The sequence below is a fragment of the Saccharopolyspora sp. NPDC002376 genome (assembly GCF_053593195.1).
Map to the genome: position 1 here is coordinate 87,863 of NZ_JBSFBZ010000011.1, position 19,378 is coordinate 107,240.

The 19,378-nt window shown below is 70.3% G+C and carries 21 protein-coding genes; 7 read left to right on the forward strand and 14 right to left on the reverse strand.

Annotated features, from left to right (window positions below; all coding sequences use genetic code 11):
• Positions 1–44 precede the first annotated feature (44 nt).
• The 4 genes from thpR to truB all read right to left on the reverse strand — a co-directional run bounded on the left by thpR (position 45) and on the right by truB (position 3,527).
• The gene (thpR, locus tag ACWCO2_RS10795) at positions 45–614 is read right to left on the reverse strand and encodes an RNA 2',3'-cyclic phosphodiesterase (RefSeq protein WP_450127505.1); all 570 of its coding nucleotides are present in this window, start codon (positions 612–614) and stop codon (positions 45–47) included.
• 81 nt (positions 615–695) lie between these two features.
• Entirely contained in the window at positions 696–1,178 is a 483-nt protein-coding gene (locus tag ACWCO2_RS10800; protein ID WP_450127506.1) for a helix-turn-helix domain-containing protein, read from the reverse strand.
• Between the two features lie 167 nt (positions 1,179–1,345).
• Entirely contained in the window at positions 1,346–2,332 is a 987-nt protein-coding gene (locus ACWCO2_RS10805) for a bifunctional riboflavin kinase/FAD synthetase (RefSeq protein WP_450127507.1), read from the reverse strand.
• Positions 2,333–2,618: 286 nt separating this feature from the next.
• Positions 2,619–3,527: a tRNA pseudouridine(55) synthase TruB gene (truB, locus tag ACWCO2_RS10810; RefSeq protein ID WP_450127508.1), complete on the reverse strand. Its 909-nt coding sequence runs from the start codon at positions 3,525–3,527 to the stop codon at positions 2,619–2,621.
• A gap of 85 nt (positions 3,528–3,612) precedes the next feature.
• Here truB and ACWCO2_RS10815 point away from each other — a divergent pair, with 85 nt between their 5' ends.
• Complete coding sequence (locus tag ACWCO2_RS10815) at positions 3,613–4,113, forward strand: peptide deformylase (RefSeq protein ID WP_450127509.1); 501 nt, start codon at positions 3,613–3,615, stop codon at positions 4,111–4,113.
• Between the two features lie 24 nt (positions 4,114–4,137).
• Here the strand turns inward: ACWCO2_RS10815 and ACWCO2_RS10820 are convergent, their stop codons facing one another.
• Positions 4,138–5,466 (reverse strand): MATE family efflux transporter, encoded by a 1,329-nt coding sequence (locus tag ACWCO2_RS10820; protein ID WP_450127510.1) that lies wholly within the window; start codon positions 5,464–5,466, stop codon positions 4,138–4,140.
• A gap of 115 nt (positions 5,467–5,581) precedes the next feature.
• Between ACWCO2_RS10820 and ACWCO2_RS10825 the strand changes: the two genes are divergently transcribed.
• On the forward strand, positions 5,582–6,109 hold the full coding sequence (locus ACWCO2_RS10825; RefSeq protein WP_450127511.1) for a CGNR zinc finger domain-containing protein: 528 nt from the start codon (positions 5,582–5,584) through the stop codon (positions 6,107–6,109).
• Between the two features lie 115 nt (positions 6,110–6,224).
• On the opposite strand, the gene ACWCO2_RS10830 is transcribed toward ACWCO2_RS10825, so the two are convergent.
• The 7 genes from ACWCO2_RS10830 to rimP form a co-directional block, all read right to left on the reverse strand.
• Complete coding sequence (locus ACWCO2_RS10830) at positions 6,225–7,202, reverse strand: DHH family phosphoesterase (RefSeq protein WP_450127543.1); 978 nt, start codon at positions 7,200–7,202, stop codon at positions 6,225–6,227.
• Positions 7,203–7,345: 143 nt separating this feature from the next.
• Positions 7,346–7,846 (reverse strand): 30S ribosome-binding factor RbfA, encoded by a 501-nt coding sequence (rbfA, locus tag ACWCO2_RS10835; RefSeq protein ID WP_450127512.1) that lies wholly within the window; start codon positions 7,844–7,846, stop codon positions 7,346–7,348.
• A gap of 133 nt (positions 7,847–7,979) precedes the next feature.
• On the reverse strand, positions 7,980–8,273 hold the full coding sequence (locus tag ACWCO2_RS10840) for a DUF503 domain-containing protein (protein WP_450127544.1): 294 nt from the start codon (positions 8,271–8,273) through the stop codon (positions 7,980–7,982).
• Between the two features lie 61 nt (positions 8,274–8,334).
• Positions 8,335–11,262: a translation initiation factor IF-2 gene (gene infB, locus ACWCO2_RS10845; protein ID WP_450127513.1), complete on the reverse strand. Its 2,928-nt coding sequence runs from the start codon at positions 11,260–11,262 to the stop codon at positions 8,335–8,337.
• A 92-nt stretch (positions 11,263–11,354) separates the two neighbouring features.
• The gene (locus tag ACWCO2_RS10850; protein ID WP_450127514.1) at positions 11,355–11,726 is read right to left on the reverse strand and encodes a YlxR family protein; all 372 of its coding nucleotides are present in this window, start codon (positions 11,724–11,726) and stop codon (positions 11,355–11,357) included.
• A gap of 59 nt (positions 11,727–11,785) precedes the next feature.
• On the reverse strand, positions 11,786–12,841 hold the full coding sequence (gene nusA, locus ACWCO2_RS10855) for a transcription termination factor NusA (RefSeq protein WP_450127515.1): 1,056 nt from the start codon (positions 12,839–12,841) through the stop codon (positions 11,786–11,788).
• Positions 12,838–13,395, reverse strand: coding sequence for a ribosome maturation factor RimP (rimP, locus tag ACWCO2_RS10860; protein ID WP_450127516.1), 558 nt, complete (start codon positions 13,393–13,395; stop codon positions 12,838–12,840). The genes nusA and rimP overlap by 4 nt, the downstream gene beginning before the upstream one ends.
• Positions 13,396–13,649: 254 nt before the next feature.
• Between rimP and ACWCO2_RS10865 the strand changes: the two genes are divergently transcribed.
• Complete coding sequence (locus ACWCO2_RS10865) at positions 13,650–14,138, forward strand: hypothetical protein (RefSeq protein ID WP_450127517.1); 489 nt, start codon at positions 13,650–13,652, stop codon at positions 14,136–14,138.
• The gene (locus tag ACWCO2_RS10870; RefSeq protein WP_450127518.1) at positions 14,135–14,581 is read left to right on the forward strand and encodes a ferritin-like domain-containing protein; all 447 of its coding nucleotides are present in this window, start codon (positions 14,135–14,137) and stop codon (positions 14,579–14,581) included. Before ACWCO2_RS10865 ends, ACWCO2_RS10870 begins: the two co-directional genes overlap by 4 nt.
• Positions 14,582–14,587: 6 nt before the next feature.
• Here ACWCO2_RS10870 and ACWCO2_RS10875 read toward each other — a convergent pair whose 3' ends face one another.
• Together ACWCO2_RS10875 and ACWCO2_RS10880 are read right to left on the reverse strand one after the other, a co-directional pair.
• Entirely contained in the window at positions 14,588–15,397 is an 810-nt protein-coding gene (locus tag ACWCO2_RS10875; protein WP_450127519.1) for a hypothetical protein, read from the reverse strand.
• 138 nt (positions 15,398–15,535) lie between these two features.
• Entirely contained in the window at positions 15,536–16,585 is a 1,050-nt protein-coding gene (locus ACWCO2_RS10880) for an aminotransferase class V-fold PLP-dependent enzyme (RefSeq protein ID WP_450127520.1), read from the reverse strand.
• Positions 16,586–16,683: 98 nt separating this feature from the next.
• On the opposite strand from ACWCO2_RS10880, the gene ACWCO2_RS10885 reads away from it, so the two are divergent.
• From ACWCO2_RS10885 to ACWCO2_RS10895, 3 genes are all read left to right on the forward strand, one after another.
• Positions 16,684–17,094 (forward strand): YjbQ family protein, encoded by a 411-nt coding sequence (locus tag ACWCO2_RS10885; protein ID WP_450127521.1) that lies wholly within the window; start codon positions 16,684–16,686, stop codon positions 17,092–17,094.
• Positions 17,095–17,207: 113 nt separating this feature from the next.
• Positions 17,208–18,494: an MFS transporter gene (locus ACWCO2_RS10890; protein WP_450127522.1), complete on the forward strand. Its 1,287-nt coding sequence runs from the start codon at positions 17,208–17,210 to the stop codon at positions 18,492–18,494.
• A 181-nt stretch (positions 18,495–18,675) separates the two neighbouring features.
• Positions 18,676–19,362 carry an HAD family hydrolase gene (locus tag ACWCO2_RS10895; RefSeq protein ID WP_450127523.1) on the forward strand — a complete coding sequence of 229 codons (687 nt, stop codon included), beginning with the start codon at positions 18,676–18,678 and terminating at the stop codon, positions 19,360–19,362.
• The last annotated feature ends 16 nt before the right edge of the window (positions 19,363–19,378 follow it).

A 19,378-nucleotide genomic window follows, 5' to 3' on the forward strand; every position in this document is an offset into this window, starting at 1 on the left:
CCGCTCCACCGGTCAGGATATCAGGGCGGCCTGCTACTACCGGGTCAACCCGATGACTCGCGCGTCACCCCGACCCGGTGCACGGTCCGGTACGACGGACCGCCTTCCCGCAGGTCACTGCGCACCACGGCCAGTTCGCGCGACTCCCACCAAGGCCCCGCGTAACCGGCGAACAGCCCGGGCAGCAGCTCCCGGTCGGCCCGCCCGGCCACCCACCGGCCAACGGTGAGGTGGGCCCGGTATCCGTGCGGATCACCCCCAGCCGCGTGCACGAGGTCACGCAGTCCCCGCTCGTCGTCCTCGTCGGCCGGTTCAACACCGACCCACAGCACGCCGCGGAACACTCCGCTCCCTGCCAACCGCAGACGCGGAGGCGCGGGATCGGCATTCCGCAGCCGCGCCACCCGGCGCTCCAGCCTCTCGGTCACATGCTCCTGATCTGCGTCGTCACCGTGAAAGCACAACGTCAAATGCCAGCGCTCGGGCGCGACGAAACGGAACTTCCGCAACCCGGCCGTCGCCCGGGCCAACCGCTCCGAATCCAACCGATCAACCGCGGCGGCCAGGTGTCGCACCGCCTCCGCCGACGGCCACATCGCGGTGAACAGGCGCATACCCACCTCCAGGCGCGCGTCCCACCACCCAAACTACTCACGACCACCCCGCAGGGCGCAGCACCTCGCGAGCGAAAGGGGTCAGTCGCCGTTGGCGGCGCGGCGGAGCAGGCCCGCCAGGCGCGGGTAGCGGCCTTCGAGGATGGACGCCGCGGCCTCGAGCTCGTTGGGCTTGGCCACCTCACGCAGGATCGGCCAGACCGCTTCTTCGCCGTTGGCGGCGTGCTTGACCGGTAAGTTGTCCCGCCCCACCGACGGCTGCGACTGGCGGACGTCCTCCAGCGCCTGCTTCATCGCATCGGCCTCACCGGACACGACACCGGGGATGAGCACCTTGCGCTCGAGCATCACCAGCCGGGCCAGCACCTGCGGGTTGCCGATCTTGGCGCGGCGACCACTCATCACCTGGCTGAGCATCGGGGCGCTGATGCCGAGCACGTCGGCGAGCTGGGCCTGCGAGATGCGGAAGGCGACGACCAGGCGGCGCACGCGATCGCCCAGCGGTTCGCCGTACCACTGCCGCTGCAGGGCCAGGTTCCGCTGGACGTTGCTGCTCTCCGCCACCTTCGCTCCCCCAATCTCGGCGCCGACCTGATCATGCCTGGCCGCTCCGGCACTGAATACTGCCAGGTCATTGGCCGGACGTGAGCGAGAATCGGAAATCCGCCCAGTGCGCCCTGGTCCGCTCGGACGGCGCGGTTGCTCCGTTCGGGGAGCCGACTTGCCTGAATTCACCCGTCCGCCGCCAGGATTCGGCGGGTCTCGGCGACATCGAGGTTCATCTGCTCGATCAGCGCCTCGACGCTGTCGAAGCGCTCCATCGCCCGCAGCCGCCGCACGAAGTCCAGGTCGACGTGCTCGCCGTAGAAGTCGGCGTCGACGTCGAGCACGTAGGCCTCGACGGTGCGCTCGGTGCCGGAGAACGTCGGGTTGCTGCCCACCGAGACGGCTGCAGGCAGCGTGCGGCCGGGCTCGTTCGAGCCGCGGCGGCGGTGGGTGAACCAGCAGGCGTAGACGCCGTCGGCCGGGATCGCCGCGTGCGGCGGGGTGGACAGGTTCGCGGTGGGGAAGCCGAGCTCCTTGCCGCCGCGCCCGGCCCCGCGCACCACGATGCCCTCCAGGCGGTGGTCGCGGCCCAGCGCGGACGCTGCAGCGACCACGTCACCTGCGTCGATGCACGACCGGATGTAGGTCGACGAGAACGTCACCGACGCTCCCGACGGGTCGTCGGTCCGCTCGACCGGGCCGGACACCAGGGTGTCGGACTCGACGTCGAAGCCGAACCGCTCGCCCAGCTTGGCCAGCAGTTCGATGTTGCCGGCGGCCTTGTGCCCGAAGGTGAAGTTCTCCCCCACCACGATCTCGGCCGCGTGCAGCTTCTCGACCAGGATCCCGTGCACGAACTCCTCGGCCGGGATGCGGGAGACCTCGCGTGTGAACGGCAGCACGCAGAACACGTCCACGCCGAGCTGCTCGGCCAGTTCCGCGCGCCGCCGCAAGGTGGTCAGCTGCGCCGGATGGCTGCCCGGCCGCACCACCTCCGACGGATGCGGGTCGAAGGTCATCAGCACGCACGGCACGCCGCGGCGTCGCGCCTGCCGCACCGCGTGCGAGATGAGTTGCTGGTGCCCTCGGTGCACGCCGTCGAAGACACCGATGGTGACCACGCACCGTCCCCAGCCGCCGGGAAGCTGCTCCAAACCACGCCATCGCTGCACGACCACGAAGCCTACTGCTCGACCAACCGAACGACGGAAAGCCATGACCCGTGCCGCGACTCGCACCCCTGTTGACCGCGATCTTGGCCGGGATCACCCCGCAGCTCTCCGCGGTGGTCCACTTCAGCGAGGCCGTCGCCATGCCGTGAGTCGGGCCCGGCATGGGCACCTGGGGCGGCGCGGGCTGCAGGGTGCGCTGCACCGCCATCGCCAGCGGCTTGCCGTTCTCGTCGACCAGTGATGTGACCAGGGTCACCGAATGTGTTTGCGGATCGCAAAATACCGGTCAATTCGCCGGGACGATCACCAGCACCGGCTTGGCGGTCCGGCCGCGATCCTGGACCAGCGCGACCGCACGCCCCTCCGGATCGAACATCCCGTAGGTGCCCTCGACACCGGCGGCCGGCACCAGCTGGCCGTGCGAAAGAGCGCGAGCGACGGTCGAATCCACGTTGCGACGCGGGAAAGCCGTCTCCACCGCCTCGTCAAGCCCCATCGACAGCCCCGGCTCGGCCTCCAGCTGGTCCAGGGTGCGCGCGGTGGTCAGCCCGAACGGGCCGACCCGAGTCCGGCGGAGCTCGCCCAGGTGACCGCCGACGCCGAGGCCGGCGCCCAGGTCGCGGGCCAGCGCCCGCACGTAGGTCCCGGACGAGCACTCGACCAGCGCGTCCAGCTCGGTGGTGCGCTCGGTGCGGCGCAGGCCGAGCACATCGAAGCGGGAGACGGTGACCGGCCGAGCCGCCAGCTCGACCTCCTCACCCTTGCGCACGAGCTCATATGCCCGGCGGCCGTTGATCTTCACCGCGCTGACCGCGCTGGGCACCTGCTGGATGTCCCCGGTCAGCTCGGCGATCCCGGCGCGGATCGCGGACTCGTCCACAGTGGACGCGTCCACTTCGGACAGGAACTCTCCCTCGGCGTCGTCGGTGGTGGTCGTCGCGCCCAGCCGGATGGTGGCCAGGTAGGCCTTGGTGTCCAGGGCCAGGTGGCCGAGCAGCTTGGTGGCTCGCTCCAGGCCCAGCACCAGCACACCAGTGGCCATCGGATCCAGGGTTCCGGCGTGGCCGACCTTGCGGGTGCCCATGATGCGGCGGACTCGCGAGACGACGTCGTGCGAGGTCATCCCCGCCGGTTTGTCGACCACGAGCAGGCCGGGCGGAACGGTGGGACGTGCTTTACGGGAGTGCTCGGACACGACGCACCATCATCCCCGACCTGGCTGAACGATCATCGCCTGGGTCGCACCGGGGCTACGGCTGGAGGCGAGCGAGGAGGCTGAAGTGGCGTTCCGACCGATCCGACGATTCGGCGATCCGATCCTGCGCATGCCCGCCGAACCGATCACCGAGTTCGACCAGCGACTGCACGCCATCGTCACCGACCTGCTCGACACCGTCGACGCACCCGGCCACGCCGGGGTGGCCGCGCCGCAGATCGGCATCGGCGTGCGGGCGTTCAGCTACAACGTGGGCGGCGAAATCGGCTACGTCCTCAACCCGGAACTCGTCGAGCTCTCCGAGGAAGCCCGGGAAGACGTCGAAGCGTGCCTGTCCCTGCCCGGCCTCGGCTTCAACACCCGCCGTGCACAACACGCGGTGGTCCGCGGAGTCGACATGGCCACCGAGCCGGTCACGGTCTCGGGCACCAGCCTGATGGCCCGCTGCCTCCAGCACGAAACCGACCACCTCGACGGCAAGGTCTACATCCAGCGCCTGGCCCCCGAAACCCGCCGCCAAGCCTTCAGCCGAATCCGAGACCAACCCTGGTTCTGGCGACCCTGACCCCGCCCCAGCGACGAGTGAAGCTCACGCGGTGGTGGGTTGGGTTGTGGTGGCGCCGATGATCGCCCAGCGACCTGAGCGGGCTCTGAGCAGGAGGGTGATCAGGCGGAGAACCATGAACATGGAGAGGCCCGTCCAGATGCCTGCCAGGCCCCAGCCGAAGGCCAGGGAGAGCCAGATCAGCGGCAGGTAGCCGATGAAGGCGCTCAGGAGCGTTGCGGTGCGGAGGTAGGCGGCGTCGCCGGCGCCGAGGAAGACCCCGTCCAGGGCGAACACCACACCGGCCACCGGCTGCAGGAGGACGAAGAACCACCAGGCGTGCGGGATCGCCGCCAGGACCGCGGCGTCGGAGGTGAACACCGCCGGTAGCGGGATCGCGAGCGCGGCGAACAGGACTCCGAGCATGATCCCGAACGCCAGGCCGTACCAGGTGACCTGCTTGGCGATCACCTTGGCGCGCGGCGCCGAACCCGCGCCCAGCGCCGCGCCGACCAGCGACTGCGCGGCGATCGCCAGCGAGTCCAGCACCAGCGCCAGGAACGTCCAGAGCTGCCAGACCACCTGGTGCGCGGCCGCGGCTTCGGCGCCGGTTCGAGCAGCCACCGACGTCGCCGACAGGAAGCACACCTGGAACGCCAGCGTGCGCAGCACCAGGTCACGCCCGAGGCCGAGCTGGGCGCGCATCATGGCCAGCTGCGGCTTCAGCGGCGCCTGCTCCACCACGAGCGCTCGGATGAACAGCGAGGCTGCGATGGTCTGGCCGACCAGGTTCGCGATCGCCGACCCCTCCAGCCCCCAGCCGAAGGGGTAGACGAACAGCGGGCACAGCACGGCCGACACACCGTTTCCGACCAGCACGTATCGCAGCGGGCGCGCGGTGTCCTGCACCCCGCGCATCCAACCGTTGCCGGCCATCGTGATCAGCACGAGCGGAGCGCCGCAGAGCGCGATGCGCAGCCAGGTCGCGGCCGCGTCGGCGACCGGCCCTGGCCCGGCGAGCAGCTCGGCGACCGGCACTGCCACCAGCTGGGCCAGCAGCAGGAGCACGATGCCGACCGCGATGCCCAGCCAAGTGGCCTGGACACCTTCCGCGACGGCGTCCTTGCGACGTCCGGCACCGTGCAGACGCGCAGTGCGCGCAGTGGTGCCGTAGGTCAGGAACGTCAGTTGGCTGGAGATCAGCGTGAACAGCGTGCCGCCGAGTGCGAGACCGGCCAGCGGGACGGCACCGAGGTGTCCGACCACCGCGGTGTCGACGAGCACGTACAGCGGTTCGGCGGCGAGCACGCCGAGCGCCGGAACCGCGAGCGCGAACAACTTCCGCGGCGCGATGCGCTCCGCCAGCTCGGACACACTTCCTCCAGGTCAGTACGTGCTCGGGTCGATCGGGGCGGCTTCCCGGCCCAGCGGGATAAGCTGCGAACTACAGTTTCGCCCCTGACAGGTCAGGCTACGGTAAGGACCACTGATGGACAACGCTGATTACGTCGACGTAGCGCTGCGGATCGCCAACGCCGATCTGAGCAGCCTCGACGCGGTCCGCGCCGCGGTCCACGACGAACCCTGGTGGGCCGACCGCCTCGACGAACCGGACCTCCCGGTGCTGCGCGCGGTCGCGGACGGGTTGCGCCGAGCCCTGGACGCCCTGGTCGCCGACGACGGCGAAACCGTGCTCGCGGAGATCAACGCCCTGCTCGCCGCGCATCCGCCCCGGCCACGGCTCTCCGGTCACGGCGGACACCACGACAACCCGAACTGGCACGTCCACGTCGCAGGCCCGGACGCACCGGCGGTCGACGAAGTCGCGGCCGCCGCGGCGTGGGGTCTGGCGCAGGGCGTCGTCCAGCACGGAACGACCCGCTGGGGCCGCTGCGAAGCCGACGGCTGCGAGACCTACTACCTGGACACCTCGACCAACCAGGCCAAACGCTTCTGCTCCCCGCGCTGCGCGAACCGCATGCACGTCGCGGCCTTCCGAGCCCGCCGCCGCGTCTGAACCACAGTTTCAATTGAAACTGTGCCCCACCGGCGTGTCGGACCACGACACACCGGTGCCTGTGGACAACTTCCACAATGGAAATCGCATGTCCGATTTCCATTGAAATTGCGGATCAGTCGAGCAGCGGAGCCTCGTCGAGGGCTTTGCGGATCGAGGCGATGATGTCCTCCGGCTTGCCCTGGGCGGTGAAGCCCGAGGCCAGGTGGTGACCACCGCCGCCGCAAGCCGCCGCAGCGTGGCCCACGTCCAGAAGACTGTCCGCACGCAGCGAGACCGACCAGTGCTGCGGCGCCGTCTCCTTGAGCACCGCAGTCACCTCAGCCTCACTGGTCGTGCGCAGCACGTCGATGACGCTGTCGAGCTCCTCGCTGCGCAGGCCGTCGGAGTCGGTCAGCCGGACCGTGGCGTGCACGAACCCCATCCCGCGGGCAGCGGACGGTTCGAGCTCAGCCGCGCCGAGCACACCGGACAGCATGCCCATCCAGCCGAACGGATGGGTGTCGAGCAGCGGGCGCGTGGTCGCTTCGGGATCCACGCCCGCGTCCAGCAGCCGCGCTGCCACGCGGTGCGTGCGGGCGCTGGCGTGCCGGAAGGACCGGGTATCGGTGACCAGCCCCGCGTACAGGCAGCGAGCGGTCTGCAGATCCAGTTCCACGCCGAGTTCGTCGAGCAGCCGCAGGACGATCATCACGGTCGCCTCGGCGCGCTCGTCCACCACGTGCAACGTGCCGTAGCGCGTGTTGGAGACGTGGTGGTCGATCACGATGACGTCGCCACCGGCCGCGATGGTCGCGCCGACCCGGTCGGCCAGTTGCCCGAGGCGCTGAAGGCTGCCGGTGTCGCACACCACCAGGGTCGGCGGCGCCGCGGGCACCTCGTCGACGGGCACGACCAGGCCGTCACCGTCGAGATCGCGCAGCGAGGCCGGCGGCTGGTCCGGCGTGCCGAACGACACGCGCACGGTGCATCCCCGCTGTCGCAGCGCCCGCCCCAGCGCGAGCGCGCTGCCGAGCGCATCCGCATCGGGGTTGACGTGAGCGAACAGCGTCACGTCCGTGGCATCGGCGAGCTCGCGCGCGGCCTCCGACACAGCTGACGCGACCGGATCCGCAACGGCGCCGGACCTCTCGCCCGCACCCTCTGCTTCGGATAGCCCGTGCACCGGTTCACCTCCACGGCAACGGCGACCATTGCGGTCACCCGTGCACAACGCACCTGATGGCGCGCTGCGACTCAACCACTCTGTGGCCCACGACGCACATCGGCGTCGGAAATCGGCTCTGGTTCCGCACCGTCGGTGCCGAGCTCGTCATCGTCGGTGGCCTCGCGGTACGGATCGGCTTCCCCGGCGTGTTCCGCGCCGGACGCCAACCGAGCCACCTCCGCATCGGCCTCCTTGGCCTTCGCCAGCAGCTCCTCCATGTGCCGCGCCTGGTCCGGAACCGTGTCCGCCACGAACTTCAGCGTGGGCGTGAACCGCACACCGGTCTGCTGGCCGACCCGGGAGCGCAGGACCCCGGTCGCGCTGGCCAGCGCGGCGGCGGTCGAGGCGTAGTCGGCGTCGCCGCCGAAGACCGTGTAGTAGACAGTTGCGTCCCGCAGGTCGGGGGTGACCCTGGCGTCGGTGATCGTCACCATCGCCAGTCGCGGATCCTTGACCTCGTACTCCAGCCCGGACGCCACGATCTGGGCGATCCGCTTGGCGAGCCTGCGGGCGCGCGCCGTATCAGCCACGGCGCACCTCCTTCGGAAAAGTTCAGTTCAGTTGGGGAGCGGCACGGGCCGCTCAGCCGCCCGCACGAGGAGCGGAACGTTCTGGGGGGTCTTTCTCAGGACGAGGTCGCGCGGGAATCCGCGGACCACCTCTTCAGTCCTCCGGACCGAGCATGCGCTGCCGGGCCGAGAGCAATTCGATTTCCGGGCGAGCGGCGACCAACCGCTCGCAAGCGTCCAGCACTTCGCGCACGTGCGAGGCATCGCCGGACACCACCGCGACACCGACCAGCGCCCGGCGGTGCAGGTCCTGGTTCCCCGCCTCGGCGACGGCGACTTCGAAGCGCCGCCGCAGCTCGGCCACTACCGGCCGCACCACGGCGCGCTTCTGCTTCAGCGAGTGGACGTCGCCGAGCAACACGTCGAGTTCGAGCACACCGACATACATGGGGTCCCCCACCGCGAGAACGCAGGGGGCCGTCGGACGACGACCCCCTGCGGACTGCGAATCAGTCGCGCGGCTTCTCGCGCATCTCGTAGGGCTCGATGATGTCGCCGACCTTGAGGTCGCTGTACGACCCCAGAGTCAGACCGCACTCGAAGCCCTCGCGGACCTCCGTGGCGTCGTCCTTGAACCGGCGCAGCGAGTTGACGCTGAGGTTCTCGGCGACCACCACGCTGTCGCGCAGGAGACGTGCCTTGGCGTTGCGCTTGATGATGCCCTCGGTGACCATGCAACCGGCGATGGTGCCGACCTTGGAGGACTTGAAGACCTCGCGGATCTCCGCCTTGCCGAGTTCGACTTCCTCGTACTCCGGCTTGAGCATGCCCTTGAGCGCCTGCTCGATGTCCTCGATGGCCCGGTAGATCACCGAGTAGTACCGGATCTCCACGCCCTCGCGGTTGGCGACCTCGGCCGCCTTGCCCTCGGCCCGGACGTTGAAGCCCAGGACGATGGTGTTCTCCGCGGTGGCGAGGTTGATGTCGGACTCGTTGATGCCACCGACGCCGCGGTGGATGACCCGCAGCTCGACCTCGTCGCCGACCTCGATCTTCATCAGGGACTCTTCGAGCGCCTCGACGGTACCCGAGTTGTCACCCTTGATGATCAGGTTCAGCTGGTTAGTCTCCTTGAGCACCTTGTCCAGGTCCTCGAGGCTGACGCGCTTGCGCTTGGCCGCGTTCTGCGCCTCCCGGATGCGAGCACCACGGCGGTCGGCGATCTGCCGCGCCACCCGGTCCTCGTCGACCACCAGGAAGGTGTCGCCAGCGCCCGGCACCGACGTGAAGCCGATGACCTGCACCGGCCGCGACGGCAGCGCCTCGATGACGTCCTCGTCGTTCTCGTTGATCATCCGGCGGACGCGACCGTAGGCGTCACCGGCGACCACCGAGTCACCGACGCGGAGCGTGCCGCGCTGGACCAGCACCGTGGCCACCGGACCGCGACCGCGGTCCAGGTGCGCCTCGATCGCCACACCCTGCGCCGGCATGTTCCGGTTGGCCCGGAGGTCCAGCGTGGCGTCCGCGGTCAGCAGGACCGCCTCGAGCAGGCTCTCGATGTTGACACCCTGCTTCGCCGAGATGTCGACGAACATGGTCTCGCCGCCGTACTCCTCGGCGACCAGGTTGTACTCGGTCAGCTGCTGGCGGATCTTCGCCGGGTTCGCACCCTCGACGTCGATCTTGTTGACCGCGACCACGATCGGCACGTTGGCCGCTTGGGCGTGGTTGATCGCTTCCACCGTCTGCGGCATGACGCCGTCGTCAGCGGCCACCACCAGCACGGCGATGTCCGTCGACTTGGCACCACGAGCACGCATGGCGGTGAACGCCTCGTGACCCGGGGTGTCGATGAAGGTGATCGGGCGCTCGTTGCCCTCCAGCTCGGTGACGACCTGGTAGGCGCCGATGTGCTGGGTGATGCCACCCGCCTCACCGGCCTGCACGTTCGCCTTCCGGATGGTGTCGAGCAGTCGCGTCTTACCGTGGTCGACGTGACCCATCACGGTCACAACCGGCGGACGCGCCTGCAGCTCCTCCTCGGTGCTGTTCGGGTCGCCGTAGTTGATGTCGAACGACTCCAGCAGCTCCCGGTCCTCGTCCTCCGGCGAGACCATCTCGATCTGGTAGTTCATCTCCTGGCCGAGGAGCTCCAGCACCTCGTCGGAAACGGACTGGGTCGCGGTCACCATCTCACCGAGGTGGAACATCGCCTGCACCAGCGAAGCCGGGTTGGCGTTGATCTTCTCGGCGAAGTCGGTCAGCGAAGCACCACGGCGCAGGCGAATGGTCTCGCCGCCACCGCGCGGGAGGCGGACGCCGCCGACCGACGGCGCCTGCATGTTCTCCATGTACTCCTGGCGCTTCTGCCGCTTCGACTTGCGGCCGCGCTTCGCGGGACCACCGGGACGGCCGAACGCGCCAGCCGCACCACCGCGGCCACCGGGCCCACCCGGACGGCCACCGCCGCCGGGACGCCCGCGGAAGCCACCGCCTGCGGGGGCACCGCCACCACCGGGCGCACCGCCGCCACCACCGGGACGGAAGCCGCCGCCACCGCCACCGGGACGACCACCGCCGCCACCACCGGGACGACCACCGCCGCCACCACCGGGGCCACCACGACCGCCGCCACCACGGCCACCGCCGGGACCGCCACCGCTGCGCGGCGGACGGGGCGGCATCATGCCGGGGTTCGGACGCGGGGGCATCATGCCCGGGTTCGGACGCGAGCCGCCGTCACCGCGCGGCGCGTTGCCGCCCGCCGGAGCGGAACCGGCACCCTGGCCGCCGCCCTGACGACGCTCGCCACCCTGACGACCGGGGCCGCCCTGGCCACCGCCCTGCTGCCGGGGACCAGGCCCCGGACGCGCCGGACGCTGCTGCGGCGCACCGCTGCCGACGCCGAACGGGTTGTTGCCGACGCGCGGCTGACGCGGGCCGGGCTTGGGAGCCTTCGGACCGGGCTTCGGGCCGGGCTTGGGGCCCGGCTTGTGCTCGGCCTTGGCCGCCGGAGCCTGCTCGGGCTTGGGCGCCGGAGCGGCCGGAGCCTGCTCGGCCTTCGGAGCCGGAGCCGGAGTCGGCTCGGCCTTCGCCACCGGAGCCTGCTCCACGGGCTTGACCTGCGGCTCGGGCTGACGCGGACCCGGCTTGGGGCCCGGCTTCGGACCGGGCTTCGGGCCCGGCTTGGGCCCGGGCTTCGGCGCACCGGATTCCGGGCGCGCGGGCTTGGGCTCCGCCGACGCGGGCTTGCCGCCGTCGCTCTTCTTGGACGACTTGTTGAGGGCGTCGCGCAACCTGCGGGCCACCGGGGCCTCCACGGTGGACGACGCAGACTTCACGTACTCGCCCTGTTCGGCGAGCTTGTTCAGTACTTCCTTGCTGGTAACACCGAGCTCTTTAGCGAGCTCATGCACGCGGGCCTTGCCTGCCACTGCTCTCCTCATCTGGGGGAGGCCGGGCGGCAGTCCCGCTCGACCTCGTCCTATCGCCGATGCGCGTTCATGGCTTCAGCTTCACGGCTGATTCATGACGGGTCGACCTGCTTTCCTTCAGTTGCCTGGCGCGGGACGAATCCCGCGTCGGTCCTGTCTTGAGCCGCCGGCTGCGGGTGCTCGGCACCGAAGTGCTCGTGCACGGCCGAGGTGTCGAGTGATCCCCGCACGCGAAGTGCGCGCGGGAACGCCCGGCGCCGCTCTGCCAGACGCAGGCATGCCGGATCGGGGTGCAACCAGGCTCCCCGGCCCGGCCGCCGACGTCGCGGATCGGGAACGACGACAGGAGAAGAATCCCCGTCGACCGCGGCGACCACGCGCAGCAGCTCAACTGGCGACGTTCGGGTACGACACCCCACACAGGTACGAACCGGCCCACGGCTCTCGCCGCGTTCGCCGGACACACGTGTGCGGATCGTTGCTCCCCTCGCGTCAGCCTGCCACCGATTCTAACCCGACGACGTCACTCGGCCGAACCCGCGGTCTGCACACCGTCCACCGCGGGGTCCAGATCCGCCGGGTGCGCTGGGGCAGCGCTCGTGGCGGGGTCTGCATCACTGCGGATGTCGATGCGCCAACCGGTCAGCCGCGCCGCCAACCGGGCGTTCTGGCCTTCCTTGCCGATCGCCAGCGAGAGCTGGAAGTCCGGCACGACCACCCGCGCGGTCTTGGTGCGTTCGTCGACGACCTCGACCGAGACTACCTTGGCCGGCGACAGCGCGTTGCCGACGAAGGTCGCCGGGTCGTCGGAGTGGTCGATGATGTCGATCTTCTCGCCGCCCAGCTCGCTCATCACGTTGCGCACCCGCGCGCCCATCGGGCCGATGCAAGCGCCCTTGGCGTTGACGCCGGGGACGGTCGAGCGCACCGCGATCTTGGAGCGGTGCCCGGCCTCTCGCGCCACCGCGGGGATCTCCACGGTGCCGTCGGCGATCTCCGGGACCTCCAGCGCGAACAGCCGCCGAACCAGGTTCGGGTGGGTTCGCGACAGCGAGATCTGCGGGCCCCGCGCGCTGCGCGAGACGCCGTAGACGTAGCACTTGATCCGGGTGCCGTGGTCGTAGTTCTCGCCCGGGACCTGCTCAGCGGACGGGATCACGCCCTCGCTGTCCCCGACCTGCACGACGACCATGCCGCGCGAGTTCGCGCGCGCGTCGCGCTGGATGACACCGCCGAGGATCTCCCCCTCCTTGGTGGAGAACTCGCCGAAGGTGCGCTCGTGCTCGGCGTCGCGCAACCGCTGCAGGATGACCTGCCGCGCGGTCGTCGCCGCGATCCGCCCGAAGCCCTCCGGGGTGTCGTCCCACTCCTCCTGCACACTGCCGTCGGCGGCCAAGGTGTGCACCAGGACCCGGACAACGCCGGTCTTGCGGTCCACCTCCACCCGGGCGTGCGGCTCGTGCCCCTCGGTGTGGCGGTAAGCGGTGAGCAGTGCCGATTCGATCGCTTCAAGGACCGTCTCGAACGGGATTTCCTTGTCGCGCTCGATCGCACGCAGTGCCGCGATGTCGACGTTCACCTCGACTCCTCCGTGTCTTCCCGGTCATTCCCCTGCTGGGAAACGCCGCCTGCAGCCCGCTCCAGCTTGACCAAATCCTCCGCCGGTGGTTGCTGGAATTCCACCTCGACCACCGCGCGCTCCACGTCGCGGAAGGTCACCCGGCGCAGTTCACCGCCGACCAGCACGGTGACACCGTCATCATCGGCTTCTCCGACCCGCGCCACCAACTGTTCGCCATCGGTCAGGCGCATCTTGACCAGGCGGTTGCGGGCGCGGCGCCAGTGCCGCTGACGGGTCAGCGGCCGATCCACGCCCGGCGAGGTGACCTCGAGCGTGTAGGAACCGGCCAGGACGTGCTCGTGCGCGTCCAGCACCTTCGCGACCTCTCGGCTGACGACGGAGATCTCGTCGAGCCCGACTCCCTCGTCGGAGTCGATGACGACCTTGACCAGGCGACGGCGGCCGGCCTGCTGCACGCCGAGCTCCTCCAGGTCGAAGCCCATCCGGGCCAAGGCCTCGGCTACGACGGGCTCCAGCTGCGCAGTGATCTCACCACGCGGCGGGCTGGACACGTTGGCACTCCCAAGTTTCGATCGCGGTCTGTTCAAAGACCTGGCGGAGTCGCGCGGCACCGGTCGGCGCGCGCGGAGTCAGCGACCAGTGCTGCACGTGCTGGTCGCTGATCGTCCAGGGTATCGCGTCCGTCCGCACCCGAGCGCGCCGTGGGATCCCTACGATCGGCGGATCGTGCTGGGCTCGTTCGGATCATGCCGGGGGTCGGTGCCCGAACATCGGTCGACCTGGTCGCCTGGCAGGATAGGTCGGCGTGGATTCCCCCTCGCGAGCCCGGTCGGCGCTGGGACGGCGCAGCGTCCTGCGGTTGATCGCGGTAGCCCCGATCGCCGCCGCGCTGACCACGGCGTGCAGCTCCGCCGACGAGCCCGACCAGCTGCTGGCGCTGGCGGAAGCGGCGAAGTCCGACGCCCAGCTGGCCAAGGCGGTGGCGCAGGCGCACGCGAAGTTGGCCGAGGTGGCCAACGAGATCGCAGTCGCGCGCAGCACGCATGCGGACGCCCTGCAGCAGGAGATCGACCGCGTCAACCCGCGCGATCCCGAGGACCCGCCGTCGGTGCCGGACGCTGCTCCGCAGCAGGCTCCGGGGTCGGCCAGCGCGGCGTTGCAGGCGTTGTCCGATGCGCTGAGCGGCGCTCAGGACCAGGCGTCGAAGCTCGTGCCGGGTCTGTCGGGCTACCGGGCGGGACTGGTGGGATCGATCTCGGCTAGCTGCGCGAGCCTGCTGGAGGTGTTGGTGTGACCGAGCTCTCGGAGGAAGCGGGCAACGCGCTGCGCAGTGCGTTGGACGCGGAGCACGCGGCGGTGTGGGTGTACGGCTTGACGACTGCGTACGCCACCGAATCGCGCGTGCGCAACGCGATCAACGACGCGATCGAGCAGCACCAGCGGATGCGCGACACGGCAGCGAAGGCGATCCGCGGAGCGGGTCAGACGCCGCCGTCGGCGCAGCCCGCGTACGACGTGGGCGAGCAGGTGAGCGATCAGGGCTCGGCGATCGAGCTGCTGATCAAGGCGGAGACCGACTGCCAGACCGGCTGGCGTTCGGTGCTGGAGAACACCGAGGACCCCGGGCTGCGCTCCACCTCGCTGGACGGACTGACCACCGCGGCGACCCGCGCGACGCGCTGGCGCCTCACCGTCGGCCAGCAGCCTGCCGCGCAGGCCTTCCCCGGCCAGGCCTGACCGGGGTCAGTGCGGGCCGCCCTCCTGCGGCCAGCCGAGCTTGAGGGCTTCCTTGGAGACGTCGAGCAGTTGCGGGTCCTTGTCCGGCGTTTCCTTGTCGTAGTAGGCCGAGTCGCCGATCACCACGAGCTCGTTCTGGCGGTCCGAGGCGTACGCCTTGTCCTTGAGCGCCGGCAAGCCCTTGGTGTCCTCGCTGCCATCGTCGACCAGGTCGCGGATGTTGCCGGTGCTGTCCTGGGTGGTCAGGTCGTCGAGCCGCGTCGCGCTGTCCGCGTTGGGCATCCGCACGGTGACGACCGAGGTCAGCACGCGAGTGCCGTCGGGCAGCGTGGTGTCGTAGAGAGCGCGGGCGAGGTGCTCGCACTCCTCGCCCTGGAAGAACTGCTGGATCTTGTAGTCCGAGACGTTCTGGCAGCCGCGGAACTTGTCCTCGCGGCGGATCGGATCGAACTTGTACTTCAGCGGCGCCTCCGCCTGCACATCCGACTCGGGCGGAGACGGCTTGAGCATCATCCAGATCAGCCCGGACACCACCGAGATGGCGAACAGCCCGGCACCGCGCACGACCCAGCCCATCGGCGCGGTCCGCTTCTTACCGGACTGCGGTAAGTCGGACATCGGCTGCCGGTTGGTCGGCGGGTTGACCGCTGGCTGTACCTGCGGGTTGGTCTGCTGGCGCACCGGGCGCGGCGGCGGTGGCTGCGGTGGCGGTGGCGGTGCTTGCTGGGGCTGCTGCCGCGGCGGTGGCGGTGCTTGCTGAGGCTGCGGCGGCGGCGCGAACACCGGGCGGGTGGCTTGCCCGACTCCGGGGTCCATTGGTGCCCGATCCGGCTGTATCCGCGAGTTGTCGCGGCGGAGCGGAGCGGTGTCGCGCTGTGTATCGGCTTGTTCACCCGTCATGTTTTTGGGCGCACCTGTTCCATCGGGCACGAAAACTACGGTAGCTGTTGCGCATTACGAGACGGACACCCCGGACGTACCTCTCAGCGCCCGGGCCGCCATTTCGACGTCCGCGCGGGTGTTGTACAGGTGGAACGCCAGGCGTGCGCGACCAGCTCGCATCGCGCAGGACACCCCGGCTTCGGTGAGCTTCGGCACAGCGTCGGCGGCCTGCACCGAAACGATCGGCGAACCAGCCGGTGGCAGGCCCAGCTCGGCCAGGAACTCGTCGGCCAGACCGGTGCAGTGCGCCGCGACCTCGGCCATGTCCAGCCCGGCCAGCCACTCCAGCGACACAGCCGCGCCGACCTGCGAGAACCACGTCGGCGAGAGGTCGAGCGCACGAGCATCGCCGGCCAGTCGCAGCGGTAGTCCGTAGGTGGTTGTCCACGGGTCTTCCGCGGCGTACCAGTTCGCGCTGTTGGGGCGGATCTCCGGCGCATCGGGGTGGATCGCGAGCCAAGCCGCGCCGCGCGGCGCCATGAGCCACTTGTAGGCCGCGCTGACCACCCAGTCCGCCCAGTCGAGCTGCAGCGGCAGCCAGCCGGCCGCCTGCGTGGCGTCGAGCAGCACCCGCGTCGAGGTCGTCTCGGCGACGTTCCGCAGCGCTTCGAGGTCGACGATGCGGCCGTCGCTGGACTGCACCACGCTGACCGCCACCACGTCGTGATCAGCGGCGTGCGCGGCGATCTCGTCCAGCTCCACCTCCGTCACCTGCACCCCGCGGTCCTGCTGCGCGGCGAACGGGAAGAGCACGCTGGTGAAGTCGCCCTTGGCGACCAGCACCCGCGCGCCGTCCGGGAGGCTCGCCGCGACGAGGCCGATGAGCTGGGACGCGGTGGTGCCGAGCGCGACCCGGTCCGCGGTGGTGCCGATCAGCCGGGCGAAGGCCGCGCGGGCGGCGGCGACGGCAGGTTCGAAGTCGCCGGGCCGGTCCAGCCCGCTCCCCCACCTGCGCACCGACTCGGCGACCGCGCGGGCCACCTGGGCCGGCGGGATCCCGATGCTCGCGGTGTTGAGGTAGCCGTCCGGGACGTCGAACTCGGCGCCGAATGCCTCTCGCATGCCCCGCATCCTCGCACCGGATCAGCCGTTGCGGAACGGCTTTTCAGGACCGTGCGCTCTCACCACCAGCAACGCTCACGAAGGATACGGTGGGAGCCATGCACAGCGAGGAGATCGAGGTCCGCACCGGATCCGTGGAGGTCGTCTACGACCTGGGCGCCGAGTGCGATCGGTTCTTGCGCTCGGCGTCGGCCGAGGATGGTCTGCTCAACGTCTGGGTGCCGCACGCGACCGCGGGCCTGGCGGTCATCGAGACCGGCGCGGGCAGCGACGACGACCTGCTCGCGGCGCTGCGCGAACTGCTGCCCAAGGACGACCGCTGGCAGCACCGGCACGGCTCGCGCGGTCACGGCCGGGATCACGTGCTGCCCGCGATCGTCCCGCCGTTCGCGACGATCCCGGTCCTCGGCGGCCAGATGGCGCTGGGCCCCTGGCAGTCGGTGTGCCTGGTGGACACCAATGTGGACAATCCGGTCCGCCGAGTCCGCTTCAGCTTCCTCCCCGGCTGACCCCAGCTCCCCCCGGGCCGCCAAGCCGTTCGGGGTGTTGCTCTGGCTGAAAGTGGAAGATTCGTTCGCGAAATCTTGCGCTGTGCGTGTCCGCGCGCGCACTCTTTGCGTTCGTGGCGACGACAGTTGACAGCGGGCGGCGGCTCGGCCGGGTGGTGTCCGCGGGCGTGGTCGGGACGACCGTCGAGTTCTACGATTTCTTCCTCTACGGCGCGGCCGCGGCGACCGTGTTCGGCCCGGTGTTCTTCCCGCACACGGACGGCCTGCTCGGGGTCTTGCTGGCGCTGGTGACCTACGCCGTCGGCTTCGCCGCTCGACCGCTCGGCGGGCTGGTGTTCGGGCACTTCGGCGACCGGATCGGGCGCAAGCGGCTGCTGGTGATCAGCCTGCTCATGATGGGCTCGGCGTCGGTGCTGATCGGCGTGCTGCCGGGCTACGAGCAGATCGGGATCGCCGCACCGCTGCTGCTGACGCTGCTGCGCCTGGTGCAGGGCTTCGCCCTCGGCGGCGAGTTCGGCGGTGCTGTGCTGCTGGTGGCCGAGCACGGACCTCGCGAGCGCCGCGGTTTCTGGACCGCGTGGCCGCAGACCGGCGGGCCGCTGGGCAACCTGCTGGCCACGGCATCCCTCGCGGCGGTCGCTGGGAGCACAACGGCCGCGCAGTACTCGGCTTGGGGTTGGCGAATCCCGTTCCTGGCGTCGATCCTGCTGGTCGTCGTCGGCCTGTGGGTCCGGCTGCAGGTCGCCGAGTCGCCGCTGTTCCGAGCCGTCGCCGAGCAGCGCCGCGAGGCCCGTGCGCCGGTTCTGGAGGCGCTGCGGCAATATCCGCGCGAGGTGTTCGCGGCCTTCGCCGCGCGTGCCGGCGAGAACGCAGCTTTCTACGTCTTCACCATCTTCTTGCTGGTGTACGCGGGCAGCATCGGGTTGCCCACGGCGATCACGACCGCAGCGGTCACCGCCGGTTCGCTCGTGCAGGCGGTGGCGATGCTGGCTGGAGGCGCGCTGTCCGACCGGCTCGGACGCCGCCCGGTGGCGGTCGGCGCGGCCCTGGTGTGTGCACTGTGGACGATGGTGTTCTTCCCGCTGGTCGCCAGCGGCGAATCGGCCCTGGTGTTCCTCGCGGTAGCCGTCGGCCTGCTGCTGCACGGCACCCTCACCGGAGCCCAATCCGCGTTCTACGCCGAGCTTTTCGGCACCTCGGTGCGCTACTCCGGCGTCTCCCTCGGCTACCAGGCGGCCACCGTCCTGGCCGGAGCAGCAGCCCCGCTCGCGGGCACCGCGCTGCTGCGCGCCACGAACTCCCCGACGCCGGTGGTGATCCTGCTGATCGCCTGCCTGGCGCTGACCGTGGTGGGCATGCTGATCGTCCCCGAAACCGCCCGCCGAGAACTGACCTCCTGACACCGATGAGGTTTCCAATTTTAGGGAAATTTGGAATCCGCCAAACCCCTGAACCGCAGCGTCCAGGCGTTCAGGGCGGCCCAACTTTAGGGAAATTTGGGAATCCCGACCGGACGGCGCAAGACATGGGCGGCAGCGGTTGGTATGTCGCCGAGGGGCTGCGGGCTGGCACGATGGGTTCGTGACTCGACTCGTGCTGTGGGACATCGACCTGACGCTCGTCGACGCCAGGGGCTTCGGCCCCCGCTGGTACCGCCAAGCGCTGGTGGCGGTCACCGGCCGGACCTTGGAACAGATGCCCGACACCGCTGGGCGCACCGAGCTGGCGATCACCACCGACGTCCTGGAGAACCACGGCGTCACCGCCGACGAGACCACCATCGCGGCCATGTTCACCGCCCTGACCAGCGCAGTGGCCGAGACCCGTGACGAGCTCGCGGAGCGCGGCAGCGCGCTGCCCGGGGCGGCGCAGGCGTTGAAGGCGCTGTCGCAGGAACCCGGTTTCGAGCAGACGCTGGTGACCGGGAACCTCGCCGAGGTGGCCTTCCACAAGCTCGAGTCCTTCGACCTGCACCACCACGTCGACTTCGAGATCGGCGGCTTCGGCGCCGGTTCAGTGCACCGCCACGACCTGATCGCGGACTCCGTCGCCAAGACCGCGGACCGCCGCGGCACGGCGATCTCCCCCGACTCCGTCGTGGTCGTGGGCGACACCCCGCACGACGTCGCGGGCGCGCTGAGCTTCGGCGCCATCGCGGTCGGCGTGGCCACCGGCCACAGCACCGAAGCCCAGCTCCAAGCCGCCGGAGCCCACGCAGTACTACCGGACCTCGCCGACACCGACGCCGTGCTGACCGCCTTGTCCTGAGCTCACCGCACGGCGG